This is a genomic window from Pseudoalteromonas sp. McH1-42 (genome assembly GCF_022347845.1).
Lineage (GTDB): Bacteria > Pseudomonadota > Gammaproteobacteria > Enterobacterales > Alteromonadaceae > Pseudoalteromonas > Pseudoalteromonas rubra_D.
Window position 1 is genome coordinate 185820 of record NZ_JAKRFU010000013.1, and the last position, 22023, is coordinate 207842.

The following is a 22023-nucleotide window of genomic DNA, read 5'->3' on the forward strand; positions in this document are numbered from 1 at the left end:
AGGCAGGCCATCCGCGCATTATTTGATGACCACGAACAGGCCTTCAAACTTCGCAACTAACACGTCACCGTCGTAGATGTTCACCGGCACACGATACTTAGCTTTACCCTCTTCGTTGAGCGCATTCAGTTCACCACTGCAATCAGCCAATGTGACTGTGGCACTGGGAGCCGTGGTTAAAGGTTTAAGGTACTGAATATTAGCATCTGCCAACACAATATTGCCTTCCAGAGCCAGCTCTTTGAGCGCCAGATACGTCGCGCCCCACCCGGTTAAAGTGGCCATGCTGTAAACCGATCCGGCAAACATCGAATTATGTAGGTTCAGATTCGCTTTCAGATCTGCGCGGGTTGAAAACTGCCAGTCGGTGTAACTTTCAACCTTGATCCCCATCGCATCACTGATAGGGATCGACTCTCGCCAGGTATCCTGTAACACCTGGGTCCACTGTGGATGGCGGAACCAGCCAGGCTCTGAGGGCCGTTGCTTAACCATTTTCCAATGTTGTACATCGCCATAAGACAGATGGGCTTTTTCAATCATCTGATAACCGTGACGCTCATAAAAGGCTAAAGCACGTTCACGGGCAAACAGCACCAGCTCTTCCGCCTTCTGCGTCCAGGCAATTTTCTCCAGCTCATGCAGTAATCGACTACCAAGATGATGACCACGGTGCGCTTCATCAACGGCCATATAACGGACCTGCGCTTGTTGCTGATTGTTAAAATGCAGGCGTGCCACACCCAGCACCTGACCTTCGTTATTTTTGATATAACGATGCTCCGCTTCCTGCTCCAGATCATCCTGCTCGCTGCCTCTGGGCTGATCCCAGGGTGCCCGCAAAACCTGCCATCGTAGTTGATAATACGCTTGCCAATCTTCACTGCTCTGTGGCGCTGTTATTTGAAACATGGTGACTCCTGTGCTTTTCCTGTCGCTGCGGGATGATGTGCCCGGCTCGTGCAAACTGGTCCCCCATTTTAGCGGGGAACTTTTGTCTAATTTATGGACCTTACCTTACAAGAAAAGTGTGCAACTGGGAATGATCGGCCAGATTTGGTCAATTTGTCATGTAAATTCAACGAAACGCGGTGGCAGAACTGTGAAGCCAAGCTATGCTGATGTAACTATGCAAGATTTTATAACTGAACCCGGCACCATCAGTAACGAGTTTGTGCACCAGAGTCATCAACTCGGGCACCTGCTGTATTGGCATAAGCATGGCAAAGTCAGCATACAGGTACGCCAGGAAAAAACCTTACGCTGGTTACTGATAAACGACACACTGCAATCCGTGATTGAGCTCAATCATCCGGAGCGGCTGCTTTTTCCGCATTTGCAGATATTAGCAGCGCTGTGGCAAAAATGCCCTGCCCCGGGCAAGGTGCTAGAATTAGGGCTGGGTGCAGGTGCTATCCGAGATTATCTGCACATCAGCTATCCGGATTGTCAGATTACCTCTATCGACAATAACCCTGACATTATTCATTGTTATAAGCGCTATTTTGGTGGCGATCCCATCTCAAATGTCAGTTGCAGCGATGCCTATCAGGCACTGGAGAACAACGGCCATTATGACTGGATCATCCTGGATTTGTTCAGTCAGCTTGACGCCCCCCGGTTTTTGTACGAACACAAGTTTTACACACAAATTCGTGCCACTCTCAACGAGGGGGGACGCTTGTATATCAATTTTCTTGCAGAGCACGATTCACAGCTAAAACAGCTCGAACATCTTCTTATTACTAACTTTGGTAAAAAACCCTTCGTACACAAAGTACCGGACTACGCCAATCACATTATTTCTCTGACGCGCTAAGCGCAGACCTGTTTACACCGATAAATTAAAAGTCACAGGACCATCATTGCAAAGACTGACCTGCATATCTGCGGCAAAGCGGCCGGTCGCAACACGCAACCCAGATGCCTTTGCCTGAGCCACAAAATATTCGTAAAGCGCCTCAGCCTGGGTCGGCGTCGCTGCAGAGGAAAAGCTCGGGCGCATGCCTTTTTTGGTATCCGCTGCCAACGTAAATTGAGATACCACCAGCAACTCTCCTTCTATGTCTCTCAGACTCAGATTCATTTTGCCCTGTGCATCGGTAAAAATACGGTAGTTACTGATTTTATGTAGCAAGCTGTCTGCGCTTTTTTGATCGTCGGCCTTTTCCACGCCGAGTAATACCAAGATCCCCTGGCCAATTTGACCAACACACTCACCTTCGACCACCACACTGGCCTGACTGACTCTTTGAATTAATCCCTGCACTGTTACCTCAATGGTTTGCGGATAGTTGATAAAGCCCCTAATGTGCCAGCTTGCACAGCAGCAGATCAGCGGCGCGACGTATGGCTTCGGAATATACTGCATTTGTGGCGCAGTGCCCAACTTCTTCGAGGATCAATAACCGTGCATTCAGTTGTTCCGCGAGTGCCTGCGCCATCGCAAAACGACAGACATAGTCGTGACGACTATGGATCATCCAGACAGGCAGACGCTTGAGTTTGTCAGCATACGCAAAGATTTGCTGCTCCTCGATAAAGCAGCGTGAGTGGAAGTAATGCACCATGATCCGGGCCTGCTGGACAACCGCCTGTTCATGGTCCAGCTGATAACGCAATGCCTGACTGCCAATGCTCAACTGACGGTCCCAGTCATGCCATTGTTGCGCAGCGCGCCGCACGGCGACTTCATCATTACAGTGCAACAACTGGCTATAGCGCGCCAGCACCGCCTTATAGTCCCCTTCCCCTTGGCTAAAAATTTGATAACGCTCCGGGTAAAACTGCGCGCCCACACCGCTCACACCATACAGCCACTGTAAATCGCTCTGACACCCCAAAAAGGTCGCCCAGAGGACCAAGCCCTGCACGCGCTCCGGGAAGCGCTGTGCGAACAACAGCGCTAATGTGGCACCCCAGGAGCCACCCGCCAGCACACACTGACCGATCCCTAAATAAGTCAACAAACAATCTATGTCCTGCAGTAAATGCTCTGTGGTGTTGTGGGTCAGTTGCTGGGGCGAGGACTGGCCACATCCGCGCTGGCTAAATAAGATGATCCGATAGCGTTGCGGGTTAAAATAACTGGCCGAGCTACGGCACAAGCCGCTGCCCGGGCCACCATGGCAGATCACCACAGGCAACCCGCTCTCCAGCCCAAACTCTTCAACATGTAGCTGGTGCCCATCGGACACCGCCAGGTGAAAACTACGTCGCGGAGACTCCAGCCGATATAATTGAGTCATTGCACACCTCTTTATTCTGGTGTGTCTTGTTCCTCACATTCCTTTTCGGACAAACAGGCAGTAAATTCAGCCCCTAACAGCACCACCATCCAGGACAAGTACACCCAAACAAACAGGATGGGCACTGTCGCCAGGGCACCGTAGATCACCTCATACGAGGGGAAATGGCTGATATACAGGGCAAAGCCTTTTTTAGTCAGTTCAAACAATAAAGCCGCAAAAAATGCCCCGGGTATCGCTGCCTGATAAGACACGCGTGTATTTGGTACTAAAGTATAGAGCATAAAAAAGCCTGCCATGGAAATAACATAGGGCAAAAGCTTCAATAAAAAGCCACTAAAGCCCGGGATCCCCTGATCGGCAAACGACACCAAAGACACAATATAAGAGGTCACCCCTATGCTGGCTCCCAATAATACCGGCCCCAATGTCAGTACCATCCAGTATATCGCGAAGGAAATCATCATCGGTCGGGACTTTTCCACTCGCCAGATACGATTGAGTGCTGCGTCCACGTTGCGGATCAGTAACAGGGCAACGGCCGTCAAAAAGCCAATCCCCACCGCAGTCATCTGATTGGCATTGCCGGTAAAGGCACTGATATGGGCTTTAATGGTATCAGTCGAAGTCGGAACAAAATTCGTAAAAATGAAATGCTCTATGGCGTCGCGTGTATCCTGAAAGCCCGGGAACGCCGTAAATATCGCCACCCCCACCGCCACCAGGGGGATCAAAGACAGCAAGGTGACATAAGCCAGATAGCCAGCATTGATCATGAGCTGATCTTGCTGGCAGCGCTGATAAAAGCGCAGCCACCAGAGCGGCTGAGCGTTTAAAAACAGTTTGCTCTGCTGCCTCAAATGCAACAGGCGCTGTAACCATAATTCATTCATCATTACACAGGTTTACAGAGTGAGTTTTGCACATCTTACCAATCCCAGTCATAATTCATAGAGTCTCAATTAAGTATAAGCCGTTCTGTTTCAACCGCATTAGGAAAGCCGATGAACAATTCTGTGATAAAAAAGAGCCTCGTCATCTTCACCCTGTGTTTGCTCAGTGCCTGTCAAAGCGCCTACTATGCCGCCTGGGAAAAAGTGGGTGTGCACAAACGTGAAATCTTAGTCGATCGGGTGGAAAATACCAAAGCAGCACAACAAGCCACGCAGCAGGAGTTCCAGTCTGCACTGGAGCGCCTGACGACCCTAATCAACTTTGACGGTGGCGAGTTACAAAGCGTCTATGAACAACTCAATGATGACTATCTCGCCAGTGAAGCCGCAGCGCAAGATGTCCGTACCAACATAGACAAAGTCGAGGATGTTGCCGAGGCCTTGTTTGCGGAATGGCAGGACGAGCTGACCCAGTATTCAAGTGCCAAACTGAAACGTCAGAGTGAACAAAAGCTCCGTCAGACCCAACGTCAATTTGATAAGCTACTGAGATCAATGCGTGCCAGTGAAGCAAAAATGCAGCCCGTACTGGATTCTCTAAAAGACAATGTGTTGTACTTAAAGCACAACCTCAATGCGCAGGCGATTGCTGCCATCAAAGGCGAGTTTAGTGGGTTAAAACGAGATATTCAGTCACTGATCACCGATATGAATCGCTCTATTGAGGATTCAAATGCCTTTATTGCCAGCATGAACAATGCCAACCAGCTATAAACGAAACGCCATGTTTTGCAACGGTTAACGCTGTCAGTTAACCGTTGCTACCGAGCTACTCGGCATAGATCACCTGCAAATCACAGTTAAAGATGGGGATGGCGGCATAACTGCGATGGCCCATTACCTGGTACGTGAGGGCAAGTTTCTCACCAAACATGGTTTTTACGGTATGCGAGGTCATCTGATAGGCCTGCTGCATCGCGCCACGGCCATCATTCCAAATCAGCGTTAAATAGGGGGCATTGTATTGCCACTTACCTTGCGTCACAGTCCCGGCGAGGATCCAGTCTCCGCTCGTTTTCAGCTCAATCTGAAAGGCGTCCATCTCGCAGTCGTGGGAATGGACCACGTCAGGTAAGTTCACCGACGTCATTTCCCCCGGAAAGTACAGACCGTAATTGCCCTCGCTGAACCGATGAAATTCGCCGTTAAAATCCTGCACATCGAGCCCTGTGTACCCTAACGCATGTACCACCTCAGACAATTGTGAGATCAGAACCGCATTTTGGTCCGCCGGAAAACGATTCAGGCGGACAGTATCACCATCACTGTTGTATTCTGGAGGCACCGGCAGATCATTCAGGACATAATGTATATTGGCCTGCTCTAACTGGCTGACCAATCTCTGCTGCTGTGTGTCGTCCAAAGATGCGTGGAATACGTGTACCACAGGCACAGTGCTGCAGGCGCTCAATAACACACACCCAGCCACAGACCATACTTTCATGAAATGTCCTTGTTCTTATTATTATGGTCTGAGTAAACCACAGCAGCGTGACATCTGTCCATTGTGTCGTCGCCACACTCGGTATCAGTGGCTACGCGTCAGCCAGTTTTGTACCGCCGATTTGGGATAGACAATTTCTTTAAATAAGCGATGACGCTCAAATGTCAGGTCACTTTCCTGACTGGGTAAGCCGGCCTGTACCTGGCTGTGGTGTTCATTGAATCGTGAGATCAGTGTCAATTTGTCTCGGCCCTGATTGAGCTGAGTATTGAGATAGCCACGCACATCATCTGCTGTCATTAATCCGGATGCCTCTAAGTTCATCAGATCTTTTTTTAATGCAGAACGGATCCCCATGGTGTGTCTCCTGTTGTCATAATTTACAAAAGCCGCAGCGAATGACTGCTAAAAGCGACGGCTCAAAACCGCCCGACTCCGATCGGCGTGCAAGATACACACCAAATGCTGCAATTACATTAAAGACACGGTGATCAGCGAAAAAGTTTCGTGGTTCACCGCAGCGTCGCGCTATACTGTCGCAAAACATCCAGTGAGGTTGTGATATGAATCAAGAATATATCGAAATAGAGCTTGAAGAAGAGCCAATTGAACTTTGTAACCTGTTAAAAGTATTAGACTTTGCAGAAAGTGGCGGACAAGCTAAGCAGCTGATTGCGGCTGGATTTGTAGGCGTCAACGGTGAACTTTGTACGGTTAAACGCAAGAAACTGTACGCCGGAGACACCCTCTATTTTAACGAAGAAACCTTTATGCTGACCCTGGCAGAGGGCGCCGTGCCCGCCGAGCGCAGCCAGCCCAAACCACCCGCTGCGCACCAAAGCAGTGCACCATCAGCCTCTGACAAAAGCAAAAAGCCAAGTCAATCTGGCAAAAAGAAACGCAATAAGCAAAAAAACAACGTCGACAGCGTGACGGGCCGCAAGCCCATTTCATTCGGATAACCGGGGGCATACGGCATGAGTATCTGGTACCGCCCAATTACGTTAGCACAGTGTCAGGCGCTGGATGAAGGACTTCATCAAAAAGGCACGCTTATGCAAACGCTCGGGATCGCCATCAGTGAAATTGGCGATGATTATCTGGTGGCCACCATGCCGGCGACCCCTGCACACCACAACCCGCTGGGTATGGTACACGGTGGGGCCAACGTCGCACTGGCCGAGACCGTTGCCAGTTATGCAGCCAACTTTGTGGTCGACTTCGAGCGCTTTTATTGTGTCGGACAGGAAATCAATGCGAATCACCTTAAAGCATCGCGCAATGGCATCCTCACCGCAACGGCACGGCCTTTACATTTGGGCCGCCGCACCTCCGTCTGGGAAGTGAAAATCGTCAATGCCCGTGGCGAACTTTGTTGCGTCGCTCGTATGACCGCCGCGGTCGTTGAACGGCGATAACAATAACGTCTGTTTGATGTAGCGCAACGCTTTTTATTGTTTAAAACCGCACAATAAACTTAGCCCAAACCCGGAGGCTAAGTTCATGACCACACAAAAACGTCTGATTGTTATTCTGCACTGTGTCATTGTATGTGGACTGTTGCTCATTTTTACAGGCCACACACTGCTGAGCGCTCAATGGCTGGCTGAGCAGGGACCCACAGGTTACGTATTAGGCGCGGCCTGTATTGCCATTGGCCTGATCTGCTCATTACCAACCAAGATTTACCTGACAATTTTGCTGATGCGCAGAGAAAAGCCAGACTGATCCAGGTTGCATGGTATCTTCCAGCCACACCCAGGCTTTTGCCTATGCGCAGGCATTTCGTTACACTTTTACCTTTCAGTCGCTCACTCACACAGTATCATGGACCATGTAGAAACAGTCATCATTGGCGCAGGCGTTATTGGCCTGGCCATTGCCGCACGCCTCAGTCGGACCCGCTCCGTCCTGGTCATCGACCAAATGGGACAATTTGGCGAACACACCAGTAGCCGTAACAGCGAAGTGATCCACGCCGGGCTCTATTACGACGAACACAGCCTCAAAGCACGCTTGTGTGTCCGCGGTAAAGCCTTGTTATACGCCCATTGCGCGCGTTTCCATGTGCCAGTAAAACAACTTGGTAAAATCCTGTTTGCCCGCACAGAGACAGAACACGATAAACTGGCTGCCATCGAGGCGCAGGCAAAGCGCAATGGGGTATACGATCTGACGCCGCTCAGTCAGACCCAGGTTGGGGATATAGCACCCGGATTATCTGCCAGCACCGCGCTGTTTTCTCCGTCCACAGGCATTATCGACAGTCATCAGTTTATGCTGTCACTGGTTCACCAACTAGAGCAAGCGGGTGGCAACCTGGTCTGTCACACACGCTTTGAGTCTGCCGAACACACAGCCAGTGGGTTTCACGTTACGCTGGATTGTGACGGGGAAGCCTTTGCGCTTAGCTGCGATACGCTGATCAACGCTGGAGGCCTGTTTGCACAGGATAATGCTAAACGCATCCATGGTCTGGGTGAGCACCACATTCCACAAAGCCACCTGTGTCGCGGTCAGTATTTCTCCTATCAGGGCCATCACCCATTCAGTAATCTCATCTACCCGATGCCTGAACAACATGGTTTAGGGATCCACGCAACGTTAGACATGGCCGGCCAGCTGCGATTTGGACCCGACACGCACTTTATTGATCACCTCGATTACCAGCTTGATCCTGATGCCAAGGCCCGCTTTGTTGAGGCCATACAAAGCTACTGGCCCGCATTGGACCCTGAGCGACTAAAGCCGGACTATGCCGGGATCAGGCCTAAGCTATCTCGGGACAAAGGACAGGATTTTGTGATTGAGGGACATCAGCACCATCAGATCAATGGACTCATCAATCTGTTTGGTATCGAATCACCCGGACTGACCGCCAGCCTGGCGATCGCCGAGTATGTCGAAGCGCAGCTCTGAGGCTATAGTTCCTCCAGCTTTTTACTGCGCTCCTGCATCAATTTTTCGATGTTCTGCGCGTCCTGCACCAACTTTTTGATGTCGGCCGGGCTCATGTTCGCTGGCAGATCTTTGGGAATGCGGCCGGCATCTTGCTGCACCTTAAGCTGTTTAAGAATGTCGGTGTTTTCAGCTGCCATAATGGTTATTTTGCTGGGGTCTAAAGTCATTTCTTCACTTTGTCCACGGGCATTCGGTCGATCTGAATAGTGCCAGTTGCCTTGTGCGTCCTGCCATTTATAGATTTTGCCAGGCTGCTTCTGTGGTGCCTGCGCATCTGAGCTGCTCACCATATCTACGGCTTTGTCTAATTGTTGCTTTGACTCATCGAGCATGTGCTGAGCCTGGGTTTGTGCTTTGCCCAGAATATCATCCAGGCTCAACCAGGTACGTCCATCAGGACGCTTGAGGACAAACAGTGACGCCACGCCGACCAGCATCACCATAATTAACAGATAACTTGCGTACTTCATTGCGGCACTCCTTTTATATCGAGGCCATACTTTAACAGTATAGAGTGATATTCGGTAGAGTGACGAAAACGCACAAAGAAATCACGAAATTGTGCACAGCCACGTAGCCCCTGTTTGGAGTGATTAAATTGCAATTGCAAAGGCGCGGTATCCACCACTTTATGTATCTTGAGCGCGCTGATAAATTTTGGATTACTCAATTGCAACCAGCGAATAGCAGGTAAGCTCATCAAAGCAAAGCGACGATCTTCTTTCACTGGCGACGCCAGCGCAGCCAGCATCTCTCGCTCTGAATAAAATAACTTTTGTTGCAACAGTCCCCGTGTCAGAGCCTGCTCAACGGTCGGGTAGGTGTAACCAAACCGGCCAAGCATAATGAACCCCTGATAACCCTGCTCGGGCACAGTGGCCCCCTGATGTGTGACTAATACATCCTCTACCCAATATAGGCCCTGACTCCAACACATGGGCGTATTCCCCCGGTACCAGGATTCAGACTCCATCCGTACTTGAATTTGATCATGACTGATCAGCTTTTTCGACCGCTCTTCCGGGATATACGCTACCTGAACCGGCTGCCCATCTGGAGTAAAGTGTGCCAGCAGCTCAGGTAACACACCTGGACGGGCTGGGTCACCGGTGACAAACGGTGGAAACGCGTTATAGGGCAAAGCGACACGCAATACCGGCAAGTCAGCCCCATTCAGTGACTGAGCACTGACGCTTCCCGAAGCCAGCCACCACAACAGACCAACCAGACAGTATATTGGGCGCATCTCATTTACCTGCTCATTTCCTTCATGAATCACAGTGTAGCTTTTGTGATTCAATAGTGACAAAAAAGCGGACTGAGCTAAGTGGCAAAGTCCGCTGTTTGTCTATGCTATCTGGCAATGCGTTATCAAATGCCGTCGCCATCAATGTGCAAGCCACACTCCCGATTCAGACCAAAGAAACGCGTATCTTCTTCACTCATACCCGGCTCAAGTTTACGGGTGGTATGGACATCGCCCATAGACACATAGCCCTCATCCCATAAAGGGTGGTAAGACAAACCGTGTTTAGTTAGGTACTGATACACATCACGGTTGTGCCAGTCGATGATAGGGTACACTTTCACCGTGCCACGGCTGATCTCTAAGATCTGCTTGTCCGCGCGGGTTGAAGATTGCTGTCGACGTAAACCACTAAACCAGGTCCCGGCCTGTAACTCATTCAGAGCACGAGTCATCGGTTCTACCTTGTTCAGCGTGTTATAGCGCTTAATGCCGTCTTCACCCTGCTCCCACAGCTTGCCATATTTGGCTTCCTGCCAGGCCGGCCCCTGCGCTGCGCGGTACACTTTCAGATTCAACTGCAGTTGTTCCGTCAGTTCATCAATAAAGCGATACGTTTCCGGGAACAAATAGCCGGTATCGGTCAGAACCACCGGAATATCCGGACGCTGACGGGTTACTAAGTGCAGCATCACCGCTGCCTGGATCCCAAAGCTGGACGATAAAATCGGGTTATCTGGCAAGTTTTCCAGTGCCCAGATCACGCGTTCTTCAACACTTTTTTGTGCCAGCATGCCATTGGCATCATTCAATAAAGCCTGTTGTGAAGCCTTATCCAACGTCAGGATTTGTTTAAAGTCACTCATTACTCATTCCCAGTATTCCTCCACCGCTAAAAGCCGTGGTCAGGGGCGCTGAGCGCCCACTTCATTATGCATGGAAGTCGGTTTTAGATACCTTCACTTCCGCCACAATTTCCTTACGGATCACAAAGTCACCAAAACACTCATCCGGCTGACGCTCTTTGGCCCATTGACCAATCAGCTCATCCAGCGCCGGCAGGTATACGTCTTCACCGACGTTTTCTAAATACAATTTCGGGATCCGTGTACCGGCACGGTTACCACCCAGATACACGTTGTACTTACCCGGTCCTTTACCCACAAAGCCAATTTCTGCCAGCATGGCGCGGCCACAGCCGTTTGGACAACCGACAACACGTAAAATGATGTCATCATCAGCAATTTCATGCTTCGCCAGGATCGCTTCGGTTTTTTCAATCAGGTCAGGCAGGTAACGCTCTGCTTCCGCCATCGCTAGCGGACAAGTCGGCAATGAGACACAGGCCATTGAGTTCTTGCGCTGCTCCGTATGCGCCTCATCGATCAGGCCATGTTCGCGTGCCAGTTGTTCAATTTCCGCTTTTTGCTCTGCCGGTACACCTGCAATGATCAAGTTTTGGTTTGCTGTCATGCGGAAATCCCCCTGGTGGATCTCGGCAATCTTGCGACAACCAGTCTTCAGAGGCTTATCTGGATAGTCCAGGATCCGGCCGCTTTGAATAAAGACCGTCAGGTGGTGCTTACCATCAATGCCTTCTACCCAGCCAATGCGGTCGCCACGGTGGGTGAATTCATACGGACGACTCGGTGCAAAGGTCACACCGGCACGTTTTTCTACTTCCGCTTTAAACGTATCTGTACCAAAGGTATCCAGCGTATATTTGGTTTTCGCATTCTTGCGATTCGCACGGTTACCCCAGTCACGCTGTACACCAACCACGTGTTCGGCTACCGCCAGGGTGTCGTCCAGGCTGATAAAGCCAAAGTCATCCGCCTTACGTGGATAGGTATTTACGTCACCATGGGTCATGGCCAATCCGCCGCCCACCAGGACGTTGAAGCCGACCAGCTTACCGTCTTCGGCAATGGCCACAAAGTTCAGGTCGTTGGCGTGCACATCCACTTCGTTATTCGGTGGAATAGTCACTGTGGTTTTGAACTTACGCGGTAAGTAAGTGCTACCTAGTACCGGCTCTTCTTCGGTGGTTTCCTGCTTTTCACCGTTGAGCCAGATCTCGGCGTAGGCACGGGTCTTTGGCAGCAAATGCTCAGAAATACGTGCCGCCCATTCATAGGCTTCCTGGTGCAGTTCAGACTCAACCGGGTTGGTGGTACACAGTACGTTACGGTTTACGTCACCCGCAGTGGCGATGGAGTCGATGCCCACATCGTTCAGCGTCAGGTGCATTTCTTTAATGTGTGGCTTAAGTACACCGTGGAACTGGAAGGTCTGACGCGTGGTCAGACGAATGCTGCCATACTCGGTTTTTTCTTCCGCAAATTTGTCTATCGCCAGCCACTGATGCGGCTTGATGATCCCGCCCGGCATCCGCGCACGCAGCATCACGTTGTGCATTGGCTCAAGCTTCTGTTTGATACGTTCAGCACGGATATCGCGGTCATCCTGCTGATACATGCCGTGGAAACGGATCAACTGGAAGTTGTCGGCAGTAAATCCACCAGTCAGCTGATCGCCCAGATCGGTTTTAATGGTGCCGCGCAGCAGGTTGCTCTGAGTTTTCAAACGCTCGTTATCAGACAGTTTGGCGTTTGGGTCGAGCTTACTGTTGGGTTTGTAATCGCTATTGCTCATCTTTATTCCTAAATTCTTACACTGTGACGGTGTGTACAGACTAATCCCGCAGGATTAGTACACGTCTTTTTGATAGCGACCCGCGCTGCGTAGCTCTTTGAGATACTCTTCAGCTTCCTCGTCGCTCTTACCTGCATACTGCTTAACGATGTCCACTAATGCCTGATGAACGTCCTTGGCCATACGGCTGGCGTCTCCACATACATAAAAATGCGCACCATTTTGCAACCATGTGTATACGTCCTGACCCTTCTCACGTAAACGGTCCTGAACGTAGATTTTGTCCGCCTGATCACGACTAAAGGCCAGATCAATGCGATTTAGCACGCCCGATTTCACGTACTTTTGTAATTCAACCTGATACAGGAAGTCCTGGGTAAAGTGCGGGTTACCGAAGAACAACCAGTTATCACCCTCTGCATCACGCGCTTCACGCTCTTGCAGGAAAGCACGGAATGGTGCGATACCAGTACCAGGGCCTACCATGATCACCGGTGTGTTGTCGTCTGCTGGTAAACGGAAGTTGTCGTTATGCTCGCTGAACACTTTAATTTGCGTGCCTTCCTCAACGCGATGCGCCAGGTAACCAGAGCAACCGCCCTGATGAGTTTCACCAAAAGCGTCAAATTCCACCAACCCTACGGTCAGGTGCACTTCTTCCTCGACTTCAGCCTGGCTCGATGCAATGGAGTACAAGCGTGGCTGGATCTTACGACAGCTGTCCACGAGTGCCTGTGCACTCAGCGTACCTGGCTGTTGTTTGATGATATCGAAAATCTGGCGCGCTTCGATGTACTCGCGCAGCGCCGCTTTGTCGCTCACCAGTGCACCCAATTCTTCATTACTTGTTGCAGCCGCATATTTTTCGACAAAGCCAGGGTAAGACTGCGTCAGTTCCAGTTTTTCAATCAACGCAGTGCGCAGTGTTAGCGTCTCAGTACCCAGTGTGACTTCACTGTCCCCTTCCAGCGCAAGCAAGGCAATAACTTCGTCGACACGTTGCTCATCGTTAAGGAAGAAAACGCCCATTGAATCACCTGGCTGATACGCAATGTCAGACCCTTCCAGTGAAATTTCTACATGGCGTACATCTTTGGTTGAATCACGACCAGTGATCTTTTGTACCACCGAGATTTCTGCGCTGAACGGATTCTGCTTAGTGTATTGGCTGGCATGGGCACCGGCCGTTGCCAGTGGCATAGCGACCACATTAGCACCCGCATCCGCCTGTTGTGCTTTCAGCGCAGGCTCAAACGCATCCAGGGCACTGTCAATCCAGGCTGTTGCCTGATCTTCATAATCGACATCTAAATCAGCACGTGCAACGACAGACTCGGCACCCAGTTTTTGCAGGCGCTCTTCAAAATCAATGGCAGTCTGACAGAAGAACTCATAGCTTGAATCGCCCAGACCCAGTACTGCGACTTTAACATCATCCAGTTTCGGGGCTTTTTTACCTGCCAAAAAGGCATGCAACGTCTCAGCATCTTCGGGTGGTTCACCCTCACCATAAGTGGACACCGCAACGGCAATAAACTGTTCTTTCTTCAGGGCTGAAGGTTTGTAGTCAGCCATATTAACCAGCTTGGTTTGCAGGCCACGTGCCTTTGCTGCACTCTCTAACTGCGCCGCAACGCCTTTGGCATTGCCCGTCTGAGAGCCATATAAAATGGTCAAAGGCGCCGCTTCAGAAACCGCCGCAGGCGTCTGTCCTAAACTCCCCGCAAGCGCGGCGGTGTTGGCATTGGCAGCCAGATAACCACTGACCCAGGCTTGCTGGATCGGATTAAGCTCCGCCACTAACCCCTGTAATTTTTGCAGTTGTTCTTGTGTCAGCGGACTGGCCGCGGCACTGAGTTGACTTAACAACATGATGATTGTTTCCCCATAACCCTTATATAGCTTGCCCCGCCGAATTGCCCCGGCGGTTCCACCCGCGCACATAGATGCAATTCGGTCATTTTCTTAGCATGCAGGATACGCAACTCACCGCGCGACAAAAAGAACAGTATCTGCTTTGTTATTCCATTTGGTTATGGATATTCAAAAACTCCAAATAAAACAGATTAAAAATCATTGTACCGATTTACACAATACATAAGTTAACGACAATGTAACAAAAATCCTTTAAACTCCCACTCGGTTTTTTACAACCAAACAACAATGATAAGTACAAAATAGAACACGGGAATAATAAAATGATTACAAAAAAACAGGCTTCGTGCCTGACAAAGCGTCTGGTGGGCAGTGCCTTAGGCTTGCTCAGTACCATGACATGGGGACAGGTAAATAATGGAGATTTCGAACAATGGCAGCTGGGTAAGCCCAGCAACTGGACCACCATTGACTCGGGTATCTCTTTGACTACCGAACAAAATCGCGTTCAAAGCGGACAGACAGCAGCCGCCGTCAGTGTGCTCACCACAACGCAGGGGAATACGGATCTGACACAATCAGTATCCGTAGAGGCCGGTAAGACTTACACCTTCAGTACCTGGGTGTATCATACTGAAGGCGGTGTCAGAGCTCGCCTGGTAGCCGACGGTTATCACAATTATTCAGACCCACAGCAATTAAACCAATGGCAACAACTGCGCCACGATTATACGGCCACCAGCAATGGCCAAATCACCGTGGGCCTGCGTTTTTACGATGTCAGCGGGTTTGACGGCAACGAAACCGTCTATGTCGATAACTTTCAGCCCAGTGGTGCTGCAACCACACCACCGCCAGCCGGAGGAAGCTGCCAGGATCACGCGCTCACTTTCAGCCTGACCACAGACAGGTATGGCGAAGAAACCAGCTGGGTCATTAAGAACGCGTCGAACGCGACTGTGGCCAGTGGTCAAAATTACGGGGCCAGCCAGAACTACAGTGAAGCGGTATGTTTAACAGATGGTTCATACACTTTTACGATATCTGACAGCTATGGTGACGGCATTTGTTGCAGTTATGGAAACGGTTCATATAGCCTGACAGGCCCATCCGGGACGCTGGCGTCGGGTAGCCAGTTTACTTCTTCGGCTTCGCACAGCTTCACGCTGGGCACGGACAATGGAGGTGGCGACGGCGGTGGTGATTCCCCGACTGGTTACTATAGTGCCGCAGCAGGGTTAAGCGGTTATGCGCTTAAAACAGCACTTCATAATATCATTGCCAGCCATAACAATCAGGGCTATAGCGCTATCTGGTCGTTCATCGATCAATACGAGCGTGACCGCTACTTCGAGAACAATGGTACTGTACTGGACCGTTACTCAGAAAAACCAACCGGCACCGACAGCCACGAGTTTACAGCGGTGAGCGATCAATGTGGTACCGCCCGCACGGAAGGCGACTGCTACAACCGTGAACATTCGTTCCCGAAAAGCTGGTTTGGTGGCAAGATTGAGCCAATGAACTCGGACATTCATCATATCTTTGCGTCTGATGGCTACGTGAACAATCGTCGCAGCAGCTTTCCATTTGGCGAGGTCGGCAGCAGTACGTATATCTCCAGTAATGGCAGTAAAGTAGGGAATGGTTCTGGCATCGGTTACAGTGGCACCGTGTTTGAACCAATCGACGCGTTTAAGGGAGACTTTGCCCGCGCCTACTTCTATATGGCGACCCGCTACCAGGACCGCATTGCCAGCTGGCAAAGCTACTCCACGAATGGAGATGCCGTGCTCAATGGCAGCAGTGATCAGGTATTTGAAAGCTGGGTTGTCACTATGCTCAAACGCTGGCACCTGGCAGATCCAGTTGATGCACTGGAACGAGCCCGCAATGACGGTGCCTATCAATTCCAGGGCAACCGCAATCCGTTTGTGGACCACCCTGAATTTGTAGAGAAGATTTGGTAATTTATACCAATTTATTGATATGAATGGGGTTCAGCGCACAAGGCAGTGGCTGAACCCAGCTAAAAAAGGCGGACACCTGTCTGCCTTTATTCCACTTTTAGCCCGCCACCGCGTAAAATCAGCCGGACGGTCTGAGTCACTGTCTGGGACAGTATTCCCTGACGGGTTGTCAACCAATGAAACAACGCCCCGACTAAAGCATTAAGCAATGCCTGACTCACCGCTTCTATATGCTGCGCGTTGCCTCTCGGGCCAAGCCAGTGCGCCTCATCCATATCGCCAATAAAAGCCGCGAAAGTATCTCGTGCTTTCTCTAAATCATCCTTGTCCCGTTTAAGCAATGCACTGAACTCATCAGTATATTCACACTTAAACAAAATGACTTCCTGAAAGGCAATCAGTGCTTCTGATTGTTCCAGTGTCTCAAAATAAAAGGCGATTGCATCAATCAGGTTCGCCGGGCTGGGTGTCAGGGTTTCTAGCTTTTGCTGGGCCGCCTCATCCAGTGGCAAGGCATATTCCTGAGTAATGGCCTCCAACACTTCCAACTTATTTTTGAAATGCCAGTAAAACGCCCCTTTGGTAACGCCTGCGGCCTTGGAAATGTCCATCAGGGTGGTATGCGCGACCCCTTTTTCACTGAATAATTGTAGCGCCGATTTGATCAGCGCCAACCGCGTCTGTTCGGCTTCTTCTTTGGTTCTTCTGGGCATCAGTTTGTTCCAACATAGTGTTGAGCAGGCTTTTCGGTTACTGGTCGCGAGACTAGCATGTACATTGCCGGTATGACAATCATTGCCACCAGCGTCGATGCCAGTAAGCCAAAGATAATCGCGAAGCACAACGGGAACCAGGTTGGGTCGCTTAATCCCAGTGGCACTAACCCGACTATGGTGGTGATGCTAGTACCAATGATAGGCCTCAGACGTTCCGCTGCACCACGTGCACAGGCCTCGCGCAGTACCACACCCGCTTTGATATGGCCATTGATGGTGTCGAGCATCACTATCGCGTTGTTGACCACAATACCCACCAAAGCTATCAACCCTATCATCGCCGGGAAAGAAAAGGGAATTTGAAACACCCAGAATCCGGTAAAGGTACCTATCAACGCCAATGGAATGGTAAATAGCACCACCAGAGGCTGTTTAAATGAACCCAACGCCAGGGTCAGGACTGCAAACACCATCATGATCGCCAGTACAAACACAATCCCGGCAGAGCCATAGGTTTCCTCTGCATTTTCAGCTTCTCCTGCGTAATTATAGTGATACCCCTCTGGCCAGTTTTGCTGCCAGGCACTTAGCTGTGGTTCAAGCTGTGAGATCACTTCCCCCACAGTGATGCCGTCCACCTTAGCTTTGATGGTGATGGCACGTTGGGTCTGTGCATGAGTATACAGTGGCGGCACCGCATCAATCTCATACTCTACCAGGTTGCCGCCCGGTACCAGCTCTCCACTGGGTGTGAACAGGCTGATCAGGTTGATCTCAGCATGTGATTTTGGTCCGCCTATATCTTCATCGCGACTTTCCCAATAGGTGCTAAGCCGGATTTTCAGGTCATCTTCGGTCCCTGCCAGTTTAAACTTACCGTACTCATCGGCCTCCGTCGCGAGGCGCAGTTGACTGGCAAAGTCTTGCTCCGTAATACCATGAAAATTAAGCGCTTCCCTATCAGCCGTCAACCTAACCTGACTTTGCCAGGCCCCCAGGTTGTTACGCACATCTGTCACCCCATTAATGGTTGCCAGTTGCAGCTGAAGCTCACTGGCATAGGCTGACAATTGCGCCATATCCGGGCCACTGAGTACAATTTGCAATGGATCATCATTGCTCGAACCACCCACCTCCGGCGTAAACAAGACAGTGACCCCCGCCACATCTGCCAGTGCCTCGTTGAGGCCAGCTCTGAGTTCAGGCACATACTCATAGGCTAACTGCTCGCGCGCATGCTTTGGTACAAACAAGGCTGAAAAGCCGACCAGATTAGGGTTTTCATTGAGCAACAGTTGATCACTGATAGAACTGATTGCCCGGGGGCTCTTTTTACCTACGTACATAGTCACGTTTTCGAAATATGGCCTGGTAGCGAGGTATTCTCCTGCACGTTCGGCCACCGCGCGACTTTGGGCAAGCGTTGCATTCGGCCCCAGCTCAATTGTGATCGCCAAATTTCGGCCATCCCCTTTGGGGTAAAGCAGTGAAGGCAAAGTGCTCATCAAGCCAATCGATATTACCCAGACGAGCATGCTCCCTGCGACCCAGGCACCAGCCTGACGACGGCTGCGCAGGGCAAACCGACCTAGCCAGCGCTGTAATGCCTGTCCGGCAACCTGAGTCAATGTGTCAACGGTACTCATCTGCGTCTCTTTGGCATTACGTAACAGATACTGCGAAAGAGGAATACAGATCAAAAAGGCTATCAGGTAACTCAGCACCAGGCACAATACAGCGGTAATGGGAATGAGCCGGATAAATTTACCATCCACGCCGCCAATCGCCATCATCGGGGCCATTGCCAGAATGGTGGTCAGCTGACCTGAAAACGCCGGCATGGCATAGGTTTTAACAGTTGCCAGCGCCGCGTCCTGAAAACGCAATCGTTTACTATACAAATTGTCATGCATGCCTTCCATCACCAGAATAAACACATCGACCAGCATGCCCAGTGCCAAAACCATACCAATGATCATCATGGTATTGAGGGTATAACCGAATAGACCCAGGATCATCAGCGCACCAAGAAACGTAAGTGGGATGGCTGCGCCCGCGATCAATGCTTCCCGCCAGGTGAGTAACACCATCAGAATAATGAACACAGCCAGCATAGCCTGCCAGATATTACCGAAGACATTGGCAAACGACTCATCAATCAGCGCGCTTTCATCACTGATGATCTGCACCTTCAGACCATCCGGCCAGAACCCCTGTGTCTGATAGTCAGCCATGGCTGTTTTCACTTCATTGATCAGAGTGATGGTGTCGACGCCCGGGCGCTTCTTCACTCCCAGTGACACCCCCTGCGTGAACGGCTCACCCAATTCGGAAAAGTAGGTTTCACTTTTGACTTTATCCAGCCCTTTGTAGACCAGTGCAACCTCTTCCAGACGCACTAAACGGTTATCACTAAGTCTTGCTACGGGCAGCTGTTGCAACGTTTTGATGTCATCAAAACGACCCGCAAGATAAAGACGGTGAATACGATTACCATCGTCATATTCACCCCAGCTAGTATCCAGGTTAGCCTCTTCAATGCGCTGACGAACCAGGTTAGGCGATATTTTCAACGACCTTAACCTGTCAGGTAGCATGCGCACATGCACCACAGTTTCACGGTAGCCGCCCTTATCAACCTTTTTCACCCCGGACATGGCCTCCAGGCGCTTCTCAATGGTTTTAACCACCTGACTAAAGCCCGTATCGTCCAGCGAGCCATACAGCATAAATTCTATAACCGGCGTATCATTCACCGATACCTGTTCGATCAACGGGGTTTTCACCGCACCGGGAAACTCCGCCTTCCCTTCATCCACTTTGGCTCTGAGGCGCTGCATCGCCTCGCTCATCGGTTCGTCAGACTTAAATTCCACCGCAATCACAGCGTAAGAAAACTGCGAACCACTTTGCAGCTTCTTCAGCCCCTGCAAACCATTGAGCGCATCTTCCAGCGGCTTGGTTACTTCCTTCTCAACCTGCTCGGCGGCAGCCCCTGGCCATTCCACTGTGATAATAGCCTGAGGTATTTCCAGGTCCGGGTAATTTTCTTTCAGCATACCGGAATAAGCCAGTATCCCGCCCACCAGTAAAATCGCTAGCAACAGCGTCGAGATGACTTTGTCGACAAACAACTTATACGCCAGTCTTCCCTTAATCATGAGCCGCTCCGACAATGCGTACCTGACTGCCATGCACTAACAAATGCTCACCATTCACCACCACACGCTGACCCGCAGTCAGGCCGGCCACAACTTCAACCCGATAAAGGTCTTCAATACCCGTTTCAATTGCAGTCAATTGCGCCTTATTTTCTTGATTGACTACATACACAAAGGGCTGGTTATTACGCATCATCACTGCCTGATGAGGCACACTCAATGCCAGCGGCTTTTCTGCAACGTTTATCCAGGCACTCACGTGCATACCATCTTTAAGCGTATCAGCGCCCTGGAAAGTATGCACTTTAACCTCAACGGCGCGCTTATTCAGGCTGATACTCGGACTCACCGAAAAGATTTTGCCAAGACCAATATCTCGTGTGGTAAACCCACTACGTGCGGCATTTAGCAGCTTCTCATTGCTCCAGCTCAGGTACACAGTTTGTCCCTCAGCCAGTTTATCCGCCGCGTAATAAGGAACGTTGAGCGTCACTTCGTATTGACTGGTGTCTATCACCACCATGGCCGCATGCATTTCACGCTCTTTGTCTGACATAGCGGCCGCCGGACCGGCCCAATAATCTCCCTGGCGAATGTTGACTGCTCTGAGCTGGCCATCAAACGGCGCAAAAATACCGGTTTTCTCCAGATTTACCTTACCCTGATTCAGCTGGGCCTGTGCAGCCAATTTCTGACTCCGGGCAGCAGCCAGTGCCGCTGACGCATTATTCATCGACTGCTGAGTGTTAAGCAGATCGGTTTTTGCCGCCTCATAGCGCTCTTTAGAAATGAGCTGACGCGTCCACATAGATTCGGCACGCTGAAAATTCGTCTGTGCCAGGTGATGATTATTTTGTGCCTGATGCAACTGTGCCTGAGCCTGTTCAATGCCTAATATGGCACTACGTAATGACGCCTCATACCCTTTTACCGCCTCCGCACCAGTGCGCTCGTCAACCCGGGCAAGCAGCTGACCAAAGCGTTCGCCTGCCTTGGGGCCGCTAACAAAACTGCCGGGACGCAAACGGTTACCACTGTGATCATCCGCCAGAAACACCACTTTACCGCCACTTTCAAAGTTCAGGTATTCACGGCGGATCCCCTGCGCAATCCCCTCGGCAAATGCCCAGTCTCTCACCATTTGCTTGTTCACCGGACTGACTTCAACGGCATAGGCATCCGATAGGGCCTCTGCATAAACAGGTTGAACGAACCACAGACTCATGACTGTGGTTGCAATAACTAGATAGGATTTCACATTCACTCTCACTTTACATACCCTAAGGAAGGTTTAAATTATATACATACCGGAATGTATGTAAATGATTTTGTGTGTTTTATACACGGATTATGCGATTGAATGCGCTCTGGTGTGGGAATTTAAACAAACAGGGAGATCTAACCACCTATGTCCTGATCAACCGCAGCGCTACTCAAAGCCATTGGCAACAACGGCAACACCAGTAAGCAGGTCGATGGCTTCTTCAGCTATAGCCAACCTCAGCCGCAGACAGTGCGGTTGACAGCGGTCGCAGCAATGGCACAACAAACGAAAGCCGACCTGGCGTTCAAACCACGCTTCAAGCGCTGGTGAAAAAAGAAAAAATCAGCAAGTCCTGCGCACACTGATGCAGCCATCTATTCTCACTCATACCAATTTGCTTAATTAAGTGTTCTATTTTAAGGCGAGAAAATAGTGTCGATAACATCGCTCCCGCGTCCTGCTATCGCTGAGGCACCTACATCTAAATAGGCGAGGCGAAAATTGGCGAACTTATACCTTAGGTAAAGGTT

21 protein-coding genes are annotated in these 22023 nt (G+C 50.5%); 7 read left to right on the top strand and 14 right to left on the bottom strand.

Annotation, left to right across the window (positions count from 1 at the left end; translation table 11 throughout):
• Positions 1 to 18: 18 nt before the first annotated feature.
• Entirely contained in the window at positions 19 to 912 is an 894-nt protein-coding gene (locus tag MHN31_RS13615) for a bifunctional GNAT family N-acetyltransferase/hotdog fold thioesterase (RefSeq protein WP_125558763.1), read from the bottom strand.
• A gap of 217 nt (positions 913 to 1129) precedes the next feature.
• On the opposite strand from MHN31_RS13615, the gene MHN31_RS13620 reads away from it, so the two are divergent.
• Positions 1130 to 1819, top strand: a complete 690-nt coding sequence (locus MHN31_RS13620; protein WP_040644601.1) for a methyltransferase — start codon at positions 1130 to 1132, stop codon at positions 1817 to 1819.
• 12 nt (positions 1820 to 1831) lie between these two features.
• On the opposite strand, the gene dtd is transcribed toward MHN31_RS13620, so the two are convergent.
• Genes dtd through MHN31_RS13635 form a run of 3 tightly spaced genes read right to left on the bottom strand, consistent with a single transcriptional unit; the run spans position 1832 to position 4141 of the window.
• On the bottom strand, positions 1832 to 2269 hold the full coding sequence (dtd, locus tag MHN31_RS13625) for a D-aminoacyl-tRNA deacylase (protein WP_125558761.1): 438 nt from the start codon (positions 2267 to 2269) through the stop codon (positions 1832 to 1834).
• Between the two features lie 37 nt (positions 2270 to 2306).
• Complete coding sequence (locus MHN31_RS13630) at positions 2307 to 3248, bottom strand: alpha/beta fold hydrolase (RefSeq protein ID WP_125558759.1); 942 nt, start codon at positions 3246 to 3248, stop codon at positions 2307 to 2309.
• An 11-nt stretch (positions 3249 to 3259) separates the two neighbouring features.
• Positions 3260 to 4141, bottom strand: a complete 882-nt coding sequence (locus MHN31_RS13635; protein WP_040644575.1) for a virulence factor BrkB family protein — start codon at positions 4139 to 4141, stop codon at positions 3260 to 3262.
• A gap of 111 nt (positions 4142 to 4252) precedes the next feature.
• Here MHN31_RS13635 and MHN31_RS13640 point away from each other — a divergent pair, with 111 nt between their 5' ends.
• Entirely contained in the window at positions 4253 to 4915 is a 663-nt protein-coding gene (locus MHN31_RS13640) for a DUF2959 domain-containing protein (protein WP_239444497.1), read from the top strand.
• Between the two features lie 55 nt (positions 4916 to 4970).
• On the opposite strand, the gene MHN31_RS13645 is transcribed toward MHN31_RS13640, so the two are convergent.
• Together MHN31_RS13645 and MHN31_RS13650 are read right to left on the bottom strand one after the other, a co-directional pair.
• On the bottom strand, positions 4971 to 5645 hold the full coding sequence (locus MHN31_RS13645) for a hypothetical protein (RefSeq protein ID WP_239444498.1): 675 nt from the start codon (positions 5643 to 5645) through the stop codon (positions 4971 to 4973).
• Between the two features lie 84 nt (positions 5646 to 5729).
• On the bottom strand, positions 5730 to 6002 hold the full coding sequence (locus MHN31_RS13650) for a hypothetical protein (RefSeq protein ID WP_010383794.1): 273 nt from the start codon (positions 6000 to 6002) through the stop codon (positions 5730 to 5732).
• A gap of 206 nt (positions 6003 to 6208) precedes the next feature.
• Here MHN31_RS13650 and MHN31_RS13655 point away from each other — a divergent pair, with 206 nt between their 5' ends.
• The 4 genes from MHN31_RS13655 to MHN31_RS13670 all read left to right on the top strand — a co-directional run bounded on the left by MHN31_RS13655 (position 6209) and on the right by MHN31_RS13670 (position 8564).
• Positions 6209 to 6607, top strand: coding sequence for an RNA-binding S4 domain-containing protein (locus tag MHN31_RS13655; RefSeq protein WP_010383795.1), 399 nt, complete (start codon positions 6209 to 6211; stop codon positions 6605 to 6607).
• Positions 6608 to 6622: 15 nt separating this feature from the next.
• A complete protein-coding gene (locus MHN31_RS13660; protein WP_239444499.1) occupies positions 6623 to 7063 on the top strand; it encodes a PaaI family thioesterase in 441 nt (146 codons plus the stop codon).
• An 85-nt stretch (positions 7064 to 7148) separates the two neighbouring features.
• Entirely contained in the window at positions 7149 to 7373 is a 225-nt protein-coding gene (locus MHN31_RS13665) for a hypothetical protein (protein ID WP_239444500.1), read from the top strand.
• 99 nt (positions 7374 to 7472) lie between these two features.
• Positions 7473 to 8564: an NAD(P)/FAD-dependent oxidoreductase gene (locus MHN31_RS13670; protein ID WP_239444501.1), complete on the top strand. Its 1092-nt coding sequence runs from the start codon at positions 7473 to 7475 to the stop codon at positions 8562 to 8564.
• Positions 8565 to 8566: 2 nt separating this feature from the next.
• Here the strand turns inward: MHN31_RS13670 and MHN31_RS13675 are convergent, their stop codons facing one another.
• From MHN31_RS13675 to MHN31_RS13695, 5 genes are all read right to left on the bottom strand, one after another.
• Positions 8567 to 9076 carry a DUF4124 domain-containing protein gene (locus MHN31_RS13675; protein ID WP_010383800.1) on the bottom strand — a complete coding sequence of 170 codons (510 nt, stop codon included), beginning with the start codon at positions 9074 to 9076 and terminating at the stop codon, positions 8567 to 8569.
• Positions 9073 to 9852, bottom strand: a complete 780-nt coding sequence (locus MHN31_RS13680; protein WP_239444502.1) for an amino acid ABC transporter substrate-binding protein — start codon at positions 9850 to 9852, stop codon at positions 9073 to 9075. Before MHN31_RS13680 ends, MHN31_RS13675 begins: the two co-directional genes overlap by 4 nt.
• Before the next feature lie 125 nt (positions 9853 to 9977).
• Positions 9978 to 10718, bottom strand: a complete 741-nt coding sequence (locus MHN31_RS13685) for a phosphoadenylyl-sulfate reductase (protein WP_239444503.1) — start codon at positions 10716 to 10718, stop codon at positions 9978 to 9980.
• A 64-nt stretch (positions 10719 to 10782) separates the two neighbouring features.
• A complete protein-coding gene (gene cysI / locus MHN31_RS13690; protein ID WP_138537304.1) occupies positions 10783 to 12507 on the bottom strand; it encodes an assimilatory sulfite reductase (NADPH) hemoprotein subunit in 1725 nt (574 codons plus the stop codon).
• A 54-nt stretch (positions 12508 to 12561) separates the two neighbouring features.
• Complete coding sequence (locus MHN31_RS13695; RefSeq protein ID WP_239444504.1) at positions 12562 to 14379, bottom strand: assimilatory sulfite reductase (NADPH) flavoprotein subunit; 1818 nt, start codon at positions 14377 to 14379, stop codon at positions 12562 to 12564.
• Between the two features lie 398 nt (positions 14380 to 14777).
• On the opposite strand from MHN31_RS13695, the gene MHN31_RS13700 reads away from it, so the two are divergent.
• Positions 14778 to 16352, top strand: a complete 1575-nt coding sequence (locus MHN31_RS13700) for an endonuclease (RefSeq protein ID WP_239444526.1) — start codon at positions 14778 to 14780, stop codon at positions 16350 to 16352.
• A gap of 86 nt (positions 16353 to 16438) precedes the next feature.
• Here MHN31_RS13700 and MHN31_RS24245 read toward each other — a convergent pair whose 3' ends face one another.
• Genes MHN31_RS24245 through MHN31_RS13715 form a run of 3 tightly spaced genes read right to left on the bottom strand, consistent with a single transcriptional unit; the run spans position 16439 to position 21487 of the window.
• Positions 16439 to 17065: a TetR family transcriptional regulator gene (locus tag MHN31_RS24245; protein WP_275446805.1), complete on the bottom strand. Its 627-nt coding sequence runs from the start codon at positions 17063 to 17065 to the stop codon at positions 16439 to 16441.
• Entirely contained in the window at positions 17065 to 20229 is a 3165-nt protein-coding gene (locus MHN31_RS13710) for an efflux RND transporter permease subunit (RefSeq protein ID WP_239444505.1), read from the bottom strand. The genes MHN31_RS24245 and MHN31_RS13710 overlap by 1 nt, the downstream gene beginning before the upstream one ends.
• Entirely contained in the window at positions 20222 to 21487 is a 1266-nt protein-coding gene (locus MHN31_RS13715; protein WP_138537296.1) for an efflux RND transporter periplasmic adaptor subunit, read from the bottom strand. Before MHN31_RS13715 ends, MHN31_RS13710 begins: the two co-directional genes overlap by 8 nt.
• Positions 21488 to 22023 lie beyond the last annotated feature (536 nt).